At 69.5% G+C, this 13,405-nt stretch carries 11 protein-coding genes; 1 reads left to right on the forward strand and 10 read right to left on the reverse strand.

All coding sequences use genetic code 11. The annotated features are described in order from the left end of the window. Positions 1 to 3: 3 nt before the first annotated feature. Positions 4 to 1,077 carry an ADP-ribosylglycohydrolase family protein gene (locus tag STRCI_RS32965; protein ID WP_269662612.1) on the reverse strand — a complete coding sequence of 358 codons (1,074 nt, stop codon included), beginning with the start codon at positions 1,075 to 1,077 and terminating at the stop codon, positions 4 to 6. Positions 1,078 to 1,218: 141 nt separating this feature from the next. Between STRCI_RS32965 and STRCI_RS32970 the strand changes: the two genes are divergently transcribed. Further along, complete coding sequence (locus STRCI_RS32970; protein ID WP_269662613.1) at positions 1,219 to 2,382, forward strand: glycerate kinase; 1,164 nt, start codon at positions 1,219 to 1,221, stop codon at positions 2,380 to 2,382. A 72-nt stretch (positions 2,383 to 2,454) separates the two neighbouring features. Here STRCI_RS32970 and pssA read toward each other — a convergent pair whose 3' ends face one another. The 9 genes from pssA to STRCI_RS33015 form a co-directional block, all read right to left on the reverse strand. Continuing rightward, a complete protein-coding gene (gene pssA, locus STRCI_RS32975) occupies positions 2,455 to 3,279 on the reverse strand; it encodes a CDP-diacylglycerol--serine O-phosphatidyltransferase (protein WP_015656731.1) in 825 nt (274 codons plus the stop codon). A 22-nt stretch (positions 3,280 to 3,301) separates the two neighbouring features. Further along, on the reverse strand, positions 3,302 to 3,958 hold the full coding sequence (locus STRCI_RS32980; RefSeq protein ID WP_269662614.1) for a phosphatidylserine decarboxylase: 657 nt from the start codon (positions 3,956 to 3,958) through the stop codon (positions 3,302 to 3,304). Between the two features lie 170 nt (positions 3,959 to 4,128). Beyond that, positions 4,129 to 5,334: an acyl-CoA dehydrogenase family protein gene (locus STRCI_RS32985; protein WP_269662615.1), complete on the reverse strand. Its 1,206-nt coding sequence runs from the start codon at positions 5,332 to 5,334 to the stop codon at positions 4,129 to 4,131. A gap of 2 nt (positions 5,335 to 5,336) precedes the next feature. Continuing rightward, a complete protein-coding gene (locus tag STRCI_RS32990; protein ID WP_015656728.1) occupies positions 5,337 to 5,849 on the reverse strand; it encodes a MaoC family dehydratase in 513 nt (170 codons plus the stop codon). 4 nt (positions 5,850 to 5,853) lie between these two features. Beyond that, entirely contained in the window at positions 5,854 to 6,813 is a 960-nt protein-coding gene (locus STRCI_RS32995) for an HpcH/HpaI aldolase/citrate lyase family protein (RefSeq protein WP_269662616.1), read from the reverse strand. Next, positions 6,810 to 8,837 carry a protein meaA gene (locus tag STRCI_RS33000; protein ID WP_269662617.1) on the reverse strand — a complete coding sequence of 676 codons (2,028 nt, stop codon included), beginning with the start codon at positions 8,835 to 8,837 and terminating at the stop codon, positions 6,810 to 6,812. The genes STRCI_RS32995 and STRCI_RS33000 overlap by 4 nt, the downstream gene beginning before the upstream one ends. Before the next feature lie 10 nt (positions 8,838 to 8,847). Beyond that, on the reverse strand, positions 8,848 to 10,185 hold the full coding sequence (gene ccrA / locus STRCI_RS33005) for a crotonyl-CoA carboxylase/reductase (protein WP_269664713.1): 1,338 nt from the start codon (positions 10,183 to 10,185) through the stop codon (positions 8,848 to 8,850). 397 nt (positions 10,186 to 10,582) lie between these two features. After that, on the reverse strand, positions 10,583 to 11,392 hold the full coding sequence (locus tag STRCI_RS33010; RefSeq protein ID WP_269662618.1) for a TetR family transcriptional regulator: 810 nt from the start codon (positions 11,390 to 11,392) through the stop codon (positions 10,583 to 10,585). Between the two features lie 136 nt (positions 11,393 to 11,528). Then, positions 11,529 to 13,334: a 3-hydroxyacyl-CoA dehydrogenase family protein gene (locus tag STRCI_RS33015; protein WP_269662619.1), complete on the reverse strand. Its 1,806-nt coding sequence runs from the start codon at positions 13,332 to 13,334 to the stop codon at positions 11,529 to 11,531. Positions 13,335 to 13,405: the final 71 nt, after the last annotated feature.

The raw sequence follows: 13,405 nt of genomic DNA on the forward strand, positions 1-13,405 counted from the left end.
GCGTCATTCGCTCCCGACCAGCTGGAGCGTCCGCTCCGCCAGCTCGCTGATCCGCACCCCGTCGAAGCCGAACACCGCGCTGCGCACCGTGTCCTCCAGCGGGTCCTGCCACTGCGCGGGGATCGCCTCCGCCCCGGTGAGGATCCCGGCCACCGAACCGGCCGTCGCCCCGTTGGAGTCGGTGTCCAGGCCGCCGCGGACGGTGAGGGTGATGGTGCGGGTGAAGTCGCCGTCGCCGTACAGGAGCCCGGCGGTGAGGACGGCGGCGTTCGGGACGGTGTGGATCCAGCCGAGGCCCGCGGTCTCCTCGGACACCGTGGTGAGGGTGTCCTCCCAGGAGAGCCGGGTGTCGTGCAGTGAGATCACCCGGCGCACGGTACGGGCGAGGCGGCTGGAGGCCGGGATCACGGTGAGCGCCTCGGTCAGCGCCTGTCGCACGGTGGGCGCGGTGAAGGCCGCCGACACCAGCGCCGCCGCCCACATCGCCCCGTACACGCCGTTCCCGGTGTGCGACAGCACGGCGTCCCGGCGTGCCAGGGAGGCGGCCCGGTGGGGGAGGCCGGGGCAGGTCCAGCCGAAGATGTCGGCCCGGATCAGGGCGCCGATCCACTCCTGGTGCGGGTTGTCGAAGGTCGCAGTCAGCGGCGGCTTCAGCCCGTTGGCGAGGTTGCGGTACGCGGCCCGCTCGGCGGTGAAGGTCTGGAGGTACGGCAGCCGCAGCAGCCACAGGTCGCCGACCTGCTCGGTGCTGAAGCCGAAGCCGTGGGTCTCCAGCAGGTCCAGGCCGAGGATGGCGTAGTCGACATCGTCGTCCCGGCAGCTGCCGTGGATCCGGCCGCGGACGCAGCTCCGCCACTCGGGCCGCAGCTCGAAGCCCTCGTCGTCACCCGGGGGCGGCTCCGGCAGATAGTCGGTGAGCGGCAGCGCGGCGGCCCGCCGCAGATAGCGGTCGATACGGTCCCGCGTCCACAGATCGCCCTGCTCGACCGGTTTGCCCAGCATGTTCCCGGCGATCCGGCCCAGCCAGCCCCCGAGGACGCGGTCGGCGAGCTCTTGCTCGGTGCCCACAGGGGTCATAGCACCGGTCTACCCGATTCCGCGGGGGCCGGACAGCGGGGGCGCGGTCCGGGAGCAGTGCGGCCCCGTCCAGGGACCGGGCGGGGCATGACGGCGAGGGTGTCCTCCGGTTATGGTCGCAGCGGCGCGACTGGCCTTGACATGCGCGAGGCCCGGAGAGCAAGGGGATCACAGGTGACACAGCGCGTGCTCATCGCCGCGGACAAGTTCAAGGGCTCGCTGACGGCCGTGGAGGTCGCCGAGCGGGTCATGGCCGGACTGCGTCGGGTCGTGCCGGACGTCGAGGTCGAGGCGCTGCCGGTGGCCGACGGCGGCGACGGCACGGTGGCCGCGGCGGTCGCGGCCGGTTTCGAGCGGCGTGAGGTACGGGTCGCCGGGCCCCTCGGGGACGAGGTGACGGCGGCGTTCGCGCTGCGCGGCGACACGGCGGTCGTGGAGATGGCGGAGGCCAGCGGCCTCCAGCGGCTCCCGGCGGGCGTCTTCGCGCCCCTCACGGCGTCCACGTACGGCTCCGGGGAACTGCTGCGGGCCGCCCTGGACGCGGGCGCCCGGACGATCGTGTTCGGCGTCGGCGGCAGCGCCACGACCGACGGTGGCGCCGGGATGCTGTCCGCGCTCGGCGCGCGGTTCCTGGACGCCGACGGGGAGCCGGTGCCGCCCGGCGGTGGCGGGCTCGCGGCGCTGGCCGCCGCGGACCTCTCCGGCCTGGACGCCCGTCTGGACGCCGTCGAGCTGGTGCTCGCCAGCGACGTTGACAACCCCCTGACCGGGCCCACGGGCGCACCGGCGGTCTACGGGCCGCAGAAGGGCGCCTCGCCGGACGACGTGGCCACGCTGGACGCGGCCCTCGCGCACTTCGCGCGGGTGCTGGAGAAGTCCGTCGGCTCCCCGGCCGCCGAGCACGCCGCCTCGCCGGGTGCGGGCGCGGCGGGCGGCATCGGGTACGGGGCCCTGCTGATCGGTGCCCGCTTCCGCCCCGGTATCGAGGTCATGCTGGACGTCCTCGGCTTCGCGCCCGCCCTGGAGCGCGCGGACCTGGTCATCACCGGTGAGGGATCCCTGGACGAGCAGACCCTGCACGGCAAGGCCCCGGCGGGCGTGGCGGCCGCGGCGCGGGCGGCGGACAAGGAGGTGGTCGCGGTCTGCGGCCGTCTGGCGCTTCCCCCGCAGGCCCTGGGCCGGGCGGGCATCCGCCGCGCCTACCCGCTGACGGAGATCGAGCCGGACGTGGCCAAGTGCATCGCGGACGCGGGCTCCATCCTGGAGCGCTCGGCCTCCCGCATCGCGGAGGACTTCCTGCGCTGACCTCCTGAGCTGAGACAAGACGAAAGGCCCCGGATCCGTACGAACACGGATCCAGGGCCTTTCGCCATACGTCTACGGGAGCTGCGCTCCGCGCGCCTCGCGGCGGTTGTCGCGGAAGTTGTTCACCCGGCGGGCCGTGGCGAACAGCGGGATCACCGCGCCCATGACCAGTTGCAGGGCGCAGCCGGTCTGGAGGAGGAGCTGTCCGCTGGGGGCCTCGAAGGCCCAGGCGGCCAGCAGGCCCATCGACAGGACGATCCAGGCGAGCATCGCCACCGCGAGGCGGCCCCGCGGCTTCGGGTACTCCACCCGGCTCACCATCAGCCAGGCGGTACCGATGATCGCCAGCAGCGTCGCCTCGAAGGGCAGCTCCAGCAGCACGATCGAGACCACCGTCAGCGCGCCGAACGGCGACGGCATGCCCTGGAACATGCCGTTGGTCGGCGTCACGCACGAGAAGCGCGCGAGCCGCAGCACCACGGCCAGCAGGACCACGATCGCACCGACCGCGGCCACCTTCTGGTGCGCGTCGTTCGCGACCATGCCGTAGACCAGGACGAAGTAGGCGGGCGCCAGACCGAAGCTGATCAGGTCGGAGAGGTTGTCCAGCTCGGCACCCATCGGGGACGAGCGGAGCTTCCTCGCGACCAGGCCGTCGAACAGGTCGAAGACCGCCGCGCACAGCATCAGGATCACGGCGGTCGCCGCGCTGTGCCGGGCCATGCCCGTCTCCTGGCTGCCGGTGAGGTGCGGGATCAGGATGCCGGTGGTGGTGAAGTACACCGCCATGAACCCGCACGTGGCGTTGCCGAGAGTGAGGGTGTCCGCTATCGACAGACGCAGGGAGAGGGGCATCTCCTCTTCGTCGACCTCGTCGACCTCGTCCGCCTCGGGCACCCAGCCCGGCTGAGTCTCAGGATCAATCACGGTCAATGCGAGTCACCCCAGCCACCGTCTTCTGACCGACCTCGACCGCGACCTCCACGCCCTCGGGCAGGTAGATGTCGACACGGGAGCCGAAGCGGATCAGACCGATGCGGTCACCCTGCTCGACCTTCGTGCCCTGGGGGATGTAGGGGACGATACGGCGGGCCACCGCGCCGGCGATCTGGATCATCTCGATGTCACCGAGTTCGGTGTCGAAGTGCCAGACCACGCGCTCGTTGTTCTCGCTCTCCTTGTTGAACGCCGGAACGAACCCGCCAGGGATGTGCTCGACCGAGGTCACCGTGCCGGAGAGCGGCGCGCGGTTGACGTGGACGTTGAGCGGGCTCATGAAGATCGCGACGCGGGTGCGGCCGTCCTTCCACGGCATGATGCTCTGCACCACTCCGTCGGCGGGCGAGATGACGCGGCCCTGGGCGATCTCGCGCTCGGGGTCGCGGAAGAACCACAGCATGCCCGCCGCGAGGGCGGTGGCGGGCACGGCGACGGCCCTGGCGGCGCCGGAGCGGCGGGCCTTGGCCAGGCTGAGGGCTGCGGTGGCGACGGTCGGGAGAAGCCACGGCGAGGCTCCGCGTGCCAGGCGTACGCCGGCCAGGCTGTCGCGAGGTGCAGAGGTTTGGCTGTGGGGCATGGATGACCTTCGTAGCGGATGATGCCGCGCATTGAGGGGGGACGGCGGCTTTCCGGGGATCGTACCGGTCGCGGACCACAACTGGGCAAGCCAGGAAGCCGAGTCGGCGGCCGAAGAGTGTTGACGGGGTGTGATCTTCTTCTCCAAGAAAACACCCCGTATCCGGACAATCAGCCCTGGAATCGATACTCTTCGAGCAGCCTGCGACCGATGATCATTTTCTGGATCTCGGCGGTACCTTCGCCGATCAGCAGCATCGGAGCCTCTCGGTAGAGGCGCTCGATCTCGTACTCCTTGGAGAAGCCGTAGCCGCCGTGGATCCGGAAGGCGTCTTCCACGACCTCCTTGCAGTACTCGGAGGCGAGGTACTTCGCCATCCCAGCCTCAAGGTCGTTTCGCTCCCCGGAGTCCTTTTTGCGTGCCGCGTTCACCATCATCGCATGGGCGGCCTCGACCTTGGTAGCCATCTCGGCCAGCTTGAACTGAATCGCCTGGTGCTGGGCGATCGGCTTGCCGAAAGTGTGACGCTGCTGGGCGTACTGGACGCCGAGCTCGAACGCACGCTGAGCGACACCGCAGCCACGCGCCGCGACGTTGACGCGGCCGACCTCGACGCCGTCCATCATTTGGTAAAAACCTCGGCCGGTGACCCCGCCGAGCACCCGGTCCGCGGGAACTCGCAGGCCATCCATGATGAGTTCGGTGGTGTCGACCCCCTTGTACCCCATCTTGTCGATCTTGCCCGGAATGGTCAGGCCGGGGCGGACCTCACCGAAGCCGGGCTCCTTCTCGACGAGGAAGGTCGTCATCGACTTGTGGGGGGCGGTGCCCTCGGGGTGTCCTTCGTCACTTCGGACCAGAACGGCCACCAGAGACGACGTACCGCCGTTCGTCAGCCACATCTTCTGGCCGTTGAGGACGTACTCCTCGCCGTCCTTTACCGCCTTGGACGTGATGGCCGACACATCCGAGCCGAGACCCGGCTCCGACATCGAGAAGGCGCCACGGATGTCACCGGCCGCCATCCGCGGCAGGAAGTGGTCCTTCTGCTCCTGCGTGCCGTGCTGCTTGAGCATGTACGCCACGATGAAGTGGGTGTTGATGATGCCGGACACCGACATCCAGCCGCGCGCGATCTCCTCGACGCACAGGGCGTACGTCAGGAGCGACTCGCCCAGACCGCCGTACTCCTCGGGGATCATCAGGCCGAACAGGCCCAACTCCTTGAGGCCGTCGACGATCTGCTGCGGATACTCGTCGCGGTGCTCCAGCTCGGTGGCGACCGGGATGATCTCCTTGTCCACGAAGTCGCGGACGGTGGACAGGATCTCCTGCTGGATGTCGGTCAGACCGGCGGTCTGGGCGAGTCGCGCCATGACTACTTCCCCTGTTCCTTGAGCTCGGGGCGGCCCGGCTGCTCGCCGCCGCGCTCCTTGATGTACGTCTCGGTCGGCACCATCACCTTGCGGCGGAACACACAGACCAGGGTGCCGTCCTGCTTGTAGCCCTTGGTCTCGACGTAGACGATGCCGCGGTCGTTCTTCGACTTCGAGGGCGTCTTGTCGAGCACCGTGGTCTCGCCGTAGATGGTGTCACCGTGGAAGGTCGGTGCCACGTGCCGCAGCGACTCGATCTCCAGGTTCGCGATCGCCTTGCCCGACACGTCCGGCACGGACATGCCCAGCAGCAGCGAGTAGATGTAGTTCCCTACGACGACGTTCTTGCCGAAGTCCGTCGTGTTCTCCGCATAGTTGACGTCCATGTGGAGCGGGTGGTGGTTCATGGTGAGGAGACAGAAGAGGTGGTCGTCGTACTCCGTGACCGTCTTCCCGGGCCAGTGCTTGTAGACCGCCCCGACCTCGAACTCCTCGTAGGTGCGCCCGAACTGCATGGCCTTACGCCTCCGGAATCTCGAACTTGCTGGTGCGCTGCAGGCCGGCGGCCCGGCCCTTGCCGGAGACGACGAGCGCCATCTTGCGGCTGGCCTCGTCGATCATCTCGTCGCCGAGCATCGCGGAGCCCTTCTTGCCGCCCGCCTCGGACGTGTAGTAGTCGTACGCGTCCAGGATCAGCTCGGCGTGGTCGAAGTCCTCCTGCGACGGCGAGAAGATCTCGTTGGACGCCTCGACCTGGCCCGGGTGCAGCACCCACTTGCCGTCGAAGCCGAGCGCGGCGGCGCGCTGCGCGACCTCGCGGTAGCCGTCGATGTTGCGGATCTGGAGGTAGGGGCCGTCAATCGCCTGGAGGTTGTTGGCGCGGGCGGCCATCAGGATCTTCATCAGGATGTAGTGGTAGGCGTCCGCCGGGTAGCCGGGCGGCTGCTCGCCCACGACCAGCGACTTCATGTTGATGGACGCCATGAAGTCGGCCGGGCCGAAGATGATGGTCTCCACGCGCTGGGACGCCGTCGCGATCGCGTTGACGTTGTTCAGGCCCTGCGCGTTCTCGATCTGCGCCTCGATGCCGATCTTGCCGACCTCGAAGCCCATCGTCTTCTCGATCTGCGTCAGCAGCAGGTCCAGCGCCACGATCTGCTCGGCCGTCTGCACCTTCGGCAGCATGATGCAGTCGAGGTTCTGGCCCGCGCCCTCGACCACGGTCACGACATCGCGGTACGTCCACTCGGTGGTCCAGTCGTTGACGCGCACGACCCGCGTCTTGCCCGTCCAGTCACCCTCGTTGAGGAACTTCACGATGGTGTGCCGCGCCCCGGGCTTGGCTAGCGGCGCGCACGCGTCCTCCAGGTCCAGGAAGACCTGGTCGGCGGGGAGACCCTGGGCCTTCTCCAGGAAGCGGGGGTTCGAGCCCGGCACGGCCAGGCAGGAGCGCCGCGGGCGGAGACGGTTGACGGTCATGCGGGGACCTCCAGGGGGTCGAGCTTGTTCGCTTTGCGGATCTCATCGACGATGCGGCCGATGATTCCGGTGATGTCGAAGTCCTTCGGGGTGAAGACCGCGGCCACTCCGGCGGCCCGGAGCTGCTCGGCGTCACCATTCGGGATGATGCCACCGGCGATCACCGGGATATCTGTGGCACCGGCCACACGGAGGCGTTCCAGCACGTCCGGCACCAGCTGGGCGTGCGATCCGGAGAGGATGGACAGGCCGACCGCGTGCACGTCCTCGGCGAGGGCCGCGTCCACGATCTGCTCCGGGGTGAGCCGGATGCCCTGGTAGACCACCTCGAACCCGGCGTCACGCGCGCGCACCGCGATCTGCTCGGCGCCGTTGGAGTGTCCGTCCAGGCCGGGCTTGCCGACCAGGAAGCGGAGCTTGCCGACGCTCATGTCCTTCGCCGTCAGTTCCACCTTGCGGCGCACCAGGGCCATCGCGGTGCCCTCCTCGGCGGTCACCGCGACGGGCGCGGAGGAGACCCCGGTCGGCGCCCGGAACTCGCCGAACACCTCGCGCAGGGCCCCGGACCACTCACCGGTGGTGACACCGGCGCGGGCGCACTCCAGGGTGGCCTCCATGAGGTTGGCGCTGCCCTTGGCGGCCTCCTTCAGCTTCTCCAGCGCCTTGCAGGGGCGCGGGTGGTTGAAGGGCGGCTGGTAGCGGGTGTCCCGCCAGTGCTCCAGCGCGGAGATCACCCGGTTCTCGACCGCGGGGTCGACCGTCTGGATGGCCGTGTCGAGGTCGGAGGTGAGCGGGCTGGGCTCGGTCGTCTCGAAGATGTTGACGCCGATGATCTTCTCCTGGCCGGACTCGATCCGGGCCCGGCGCTCGGCGTGCGAGGCCACCAGCTGCGACTTGAGGTAGCCGGACTCGACGGCGGCCATCGCGCCGCCCATCTCCTGGATCCGCTCGATCTCCGCGAGCGACTCCGCGACCAGCGCCTCGACCTTGGCCTCGATCACCTTCGAGCCCTCGAAGATGTCCTCGTACTCCAGCAGATCGCTCTCATGGGCGAGCACCTGCTGGATCCGCAGCGACCACTGCTGGTCCCAGGGCCGGGGCAGGCCCAGCGCCTCGTTCCAGGCGGGGAGCTGGACGGCCCGCGCACGGGCGTCCTTGGAGAGGGTGACGGCCAGCATCTCCAGCACGATCCGCTGGACGTTGTTCTCCGGCTGCGCCTCGGTCAGACCCAGCGAGTTGACCTGGACGCCGTAGCGGAAGCGGCGCTGCTTGGGGTCCTGGATGCCGTAGCGCTCGCGGGTGACCTGGTCCCAGATGCGGCCGAAGGCGCGCATCTTGCACATCTCCTCGACGAAGCGGACGCCCGCGTTCACGAAGAAGGAGATCCGGGCGACGACATCGCCCATGCGCTCCTGCGGGACCTGGCCGCTGTCCCGGACGGCGTCGAGGACCGCGATCGCCGTGGACATCGCGTAGGCGATCTCCTGGACCGGAGTGGCGCCCGCCTCCTGCAGGTGGTAGCTGCAGATGTTGATCGGGTTCCACTTCGGGATGTGGGAGACCGTGTACGCGATCATGTCCGTCGTCAGTCGGAGGCTCGGCCCCGGCGGGAACACGTGCGTGCCGCGGGACAGGTACTCCTTGACGATGTCGTTCTGGGTCGTGCCCTGGAGCTTGGTGATGTCCGCGCCCTGCTCCTCCGCGACCACCTGATAGAGCGCCAGCAGCCACATGGCGGTGGCGTTGATGGTCATCGAGGTGTTCATCTGCTCCAGGGGGATGTCCTGGAACAGCCGGCGCATGTCACCGAGGTGCGAGACGGGCACCCCGACCCGGCCGACCTCGCCGCGGGCGAGGATGTGGTCCGGGTCGTAGCCGGTCTGCGTCGGCAGGTCGAAGGCGACGGACAGACCCGTCTGACCCTTGGCGAGGTTGCGACGGTACAGCTCGTTGGACGCCTCTGCCGTGGAGTGACCGGCGTAGGTCCGCATCAACCACGGCCGGTCCTTCTGACGCTCGCTCATGATGGTGCCCTCAGATGTTGCGGAAGCGGTTGATGGCGTCGATGTGCTTGGCGCGCATCTCCTCGTCGCGCACACCCAGGCCCTCCTCGGGGGCCAGACACAGCACGCCGACCTTGCCCTGGTGGAGGTTGCGGTGCACGTCGAACGCCGCCTGGCCGGTCTCCTCCAGGGAGTAGACCTTCGACAGCGTCGGGTGGATCTTGCCCTTCGCGATCAGCCGGTTGGCCTCCCAGGCCTCGCGGTAGTTGGCGAAGTGCGAGCCGATGATCCGCTTCAGGGACATCCACAGATAGCGGTTGTCGTACTCGTGCATGTAGCCGGAGGTCGAGGCGCAGGTGGTGATGGTGCCGCCCTTGCGGGTGACGAAGACGCTCGCACCGAAGGTCTCGCGGCCGGGGTGCTCGAAGACGATGTCGATGTCCTCGCCGCCGGTGAACTCACGGATGCGCTTGCCGAAGCGCTTCCACTCCTTGGGGTCCTGGGTGCTCTCGTCCTTCCAGAACTTGTAGCCCTCGGCGTTGCGGTCGATGATCGCCTCGGCGCCCATGGACCGGCAGATCTCCGCCTTCTGCGGGCTGCTCACCACACAGATCGGGTTGGCGCCACCGGCCAGCGCGAACTGGGTGGCGTAGGAGCCGAGTCCGCCGCTCGCGCCCCAGATCAGCACGTTGTCGCCCTGCTTCATGCCGGCGCCGTTGCGGGAGACCAGCTGGCGGTAGGCGGTGGAGTTGACCAGGCCCGGAGCGGCGGCCTCCTCCCAGCTGAGGTGGCCCGGCTTGGGCATCAGCTGGTTGGACTTGACCAGCGCGATCTCGGCGAGGCCGCCGAAGTTGGTCTCGAAGCCCCAGATCCGCTGCTCGGGGTCGAGCATCGTGTCGTTGTGGCCGTCGGAGGACTCCAGCTCCACCGACAGACAGTGCGCGACGACCTCGTCACCGGGCTTCCAGGAGTTGACGCCCGGGCCGGTGCGCAGCACGACGCCCGCGAGGTCGGAGCCGATGATGTGGTACGGCAGGTCATGGCGCTTGGTGAGCTCGCTGAGCCGGCCGTAGCGCTCCAGGAACCCGAAGGTGGACAGCGGCTCGAAGATCGAGGTCCACACCGAGTTGTAGTTCACGGAGGAGGCCATGACGGCGACCAGGGCCTCGCCCGGGCCGAGTTCCGGCAGCGCCACGTCGTCCAGGTGGATCGACTTGCGGGGGTCCTTGTCCCGGGTCTCGAGCCCGGCGAACATCTCCGTCTCGTCCTTGTGCACGGTGATCGCGCGGTACGACTCGGGGAGCGGGAGAGCGGCGAAGTCGGCCGACGTGGAGTCGGGCGACTGGATCGCGTCGAGGATGTCCTTCACGGTCACGGTGATGCCTCCGGCGATACGCGTCCTGAGGGAGGGACGCTGAGGGTTACGTCGGTGCTGCTGAGGATGTGTGGTTGCCGTCGGTTCGGCGAGTTGAAGCTGATCGGCAGCGCTTTGTGGCGCGGGAGGTTGCCTGTGACGCAGGCGTCCGGCGCGCGAGCCGTTGGGCTCGTCGGGACAGGCCGGACACCTTGAACGTATGACACCGCGTGTCAGCCCGCAAGGCACTGAGTGCCAGAAGTTGCTCTCAGGTGAAATCTTTACGTAACAAATGAGCGATGATCGATCGAACGCTCGCCGAAAAGCCCCGGAAAACCTGCTCTGACATGCCAAAACGGCCACCCCGTGGGGTGGCCGTCATCACATTGGCGAAGTGCCCTCGCGGGGGGCTTCAGCGCTCCTTGAGCGCCTCCTCGATGGTCCGCATCACCTGATCCAGGGGTGCGTCCGTCCGGGCGACCGTCACCAGCACCTCGCCCTGGGTGGAGACCGTCGCCGCGGCCGGCTGGGGCTGGGGCGTACGGCCGGCGCCGATACCGGTGCCGAAGGTCTTGCGGACGATCGCGAAGGCGTGGTCCAGCTGGGTCTCCACATCGCCCTGGCCGCCCGCCCGCAGCCAGCGGCGCAGTACATGGTTGTGGGCGGTGACCACGGCGGAGGCGGCGACCTCCGCCAGCAGCGGGTCGTCGTTGGCGTCGTCGTCGTGCGCGTGCTCGTCGAAGTGGCCGAGGAGATAACGGGTGAAGAGGCGTTCGTAGCGGGCGACCGAGGCGATCTCGGCCTCGCGCAGGGTGGGCACCTCGCGCGTGAGCTTGTAGCGGGCGACCGAGATCTCCGGGCGGGCCGCGTACATCCGCATGACTTCCTTGATGCCGCGGCACACCGTGTCGAGCGGATGCTCGTGCGCGGGGGCGGCGTTGAGCACCGCCTCGGCCCGGATCAGGGTGTCGTCGTGATCGGGGAAGATCGCCTCTTCCTTGGAGCGGAAGTGGCGGAAGAAGGTGCGGCGGGCGACCCCGGCCTGCGCCGCGATCTCGTCGACGGTGGTCGCCTCGTACCCCTTCGTGGCGAACAGGTCCATCGCCGCGGCCGCCAGCTCTCGGCGCATCTTGAGCCGCTGGGCGGCCGCACGACTGCCTGCGGCACTCTCCGGCGCGTCGGGCGTGGCTGGTGTACGTGAGGACTTGGCGGGCTGGGACATGACCCGAACGTACTGCATCTGCGCAGGATGGTGCGCAGGTCCCGGGGTTCCCCCGCCCTGGACGGGCGGGGGAACGGCCGCGGGGTCGAGCAGTCCGCCCCAGTCCTCGCCTACGCGGAACCAGTCGCCGGGACGGTCACCGGCGGGCATATTCGCGGAAACCCCGGCCGGTCTTGCGGCCGAGGCAGCCCGCGGCCACCAGGTGCTCCAGCAGCGGCGCCGGGGCCAGCCCCGGGTCGCGGAACTCGCGGTGCAGGACCTTCTCGATGGCCAGCGAGACATCGAGCCCGACCACGTCCAGCAGCTCGAACGGGCCCATCGGGTAGCCGCCGCCGAGCTTCATCGCCGCGTCGATGTCGTCGAGGGTGGCGTAGTGCTCCTGCACCATCTTGATCGCGTTGTTCAGGTACGGGAACAGCAGGGCGTTCACGATGAATCCGGCTCGGTCGCCGCAGTCCACGGCGTGCTTCTTGATCCGGCCGCAGACCTCACGGACCGTGGCGTGGACGTCGTCGGCCGTCAGGACCGTGCGGACGACCTCGACCAGCTTCATGGCCGGCGCCGGGTTGAAGAAGTGCATACCGATCACGTCCTGCGGACGCGAGGTGGCCCGGGCGCAGGCGACGACCGGCAGCGAGGAGGTCGTGGTGGCGAGCACCGCGCCGGGCTTGCAGACCTTGTCCAGCGTCGCGAACAGCTGCTGCTTGATCTCCAGGTCCTCGGCGACGGCCTCGACGGCCAGGTCGACCTCGGCGAAGGCGTCGTAGGAGCCCGCCGGGGTGATCAGGTCCAAGGTGCGGGCGGCGGCCTCGGCGGTCATCCGGCCCTTGTCGACGGAGCGGGCCAGCGACTTGCCGATCCGGGCCCGCGCGGCCTCGGCCTTCTCCGCGCTGCGGGCGGCGAGGACGACCTCGTAACCGGCCTTGGCGAAGACCTCGGCGATTCCGGAGGCCATGGTGCCGGAGCCCGCGACACCGACCGAGCGGACCTCGCGGCCCTCGGACAGGCTCTCGCCCTCCAGCGGCGTCAGCGCGTCCCGCACGACGACCGAGCTGCCCGGGGCCTCATAGCTGTAGAAGCCGCGGCCCGACTTACGGCCCGTCAGGCCCGCCTCGCTGAGCTGCTTGAGGATCGGCGCCGGGGCGTGCAGCCGGTCGTGGGACTCGGCGTACATGGCGTCCAGGACGGTGCGCGCGGTGTCGATGCCGATGAGGTCGAGCAGGGCGAGCGGGCCCATGGGCAGTCCGCAGCCGAGCCTCATCGCGGCGTCGATGTCCTCGCGGGAGGCGTACTTGGCCTCGTACATCGCGGCGGCCTGGTTGAGGTAGCCGAAGAGCAGTCCGTCGGCGACGAAGCCGGGCCGGTCGCCCACCGCGACGGGCTCCTTGCCGAGGTCGAGGGCGAGGTCGGTGACCGCCGTGACGGCCGCGGGCGCGGTCAGCACCGAGGAGACCACCTCGACCAGGCGCATCGCCGGGGCCGGGTTGAAGAAGTGCAGGCCCAGCACCCGCTCGGGGCGCGCCGAGTCGGCGGCGAGCCGAGTGACGGAGAGCGCGTTGGTGCCCGTCGCCAGGATCGTCTCGGGCCGCACGATGCCGTCCAGCGCCCGGAAGATCTGCTGCTTGATCTCGTACGACTCCGGCGCCACCTCGATGACCAGGTCGGCCTCGGCCGCGGCGGCCAGGTCGGTGGCGGTGCGGATCCGGGCGAGGGCGGCGGTGCGGTCCTGCTCGGTGAGCTTGCCGCGCTCCACGGCGCGGGCGGTCGAGGCCTTCAGGGCGGCGAGCGACTGGGCGGCCGCGGCCTCGCAGATGTCGATGCCGATGACCTCGCGGCCGGCCTTGGCGAGCACCTCGGCGATGCCGGTGCCCATGGTGCCGAGGCCGACGACGGCGACGGTCCGGATCGAGGACTGAGGGGTGTCGGACAGGGGAGTGGCCATCGCGGGACTCCAGGAATGAGGGTGACGACTGGGAACGCGCCCGGGTGCGCCGAAGGGGCGCACCGGGTGCG

Origin of the sequence: Streptomyces cinnabarinus, assembly GCF_027270315.1 — a bacterium.
GTDB classification, from domain to species: domain Bacteria; phylum Actinomycetota; class Actinomycetes; order Streptomycetales; family Streptomycetaceae; genus Streptomyces; species Streptomyces cinnabarinus.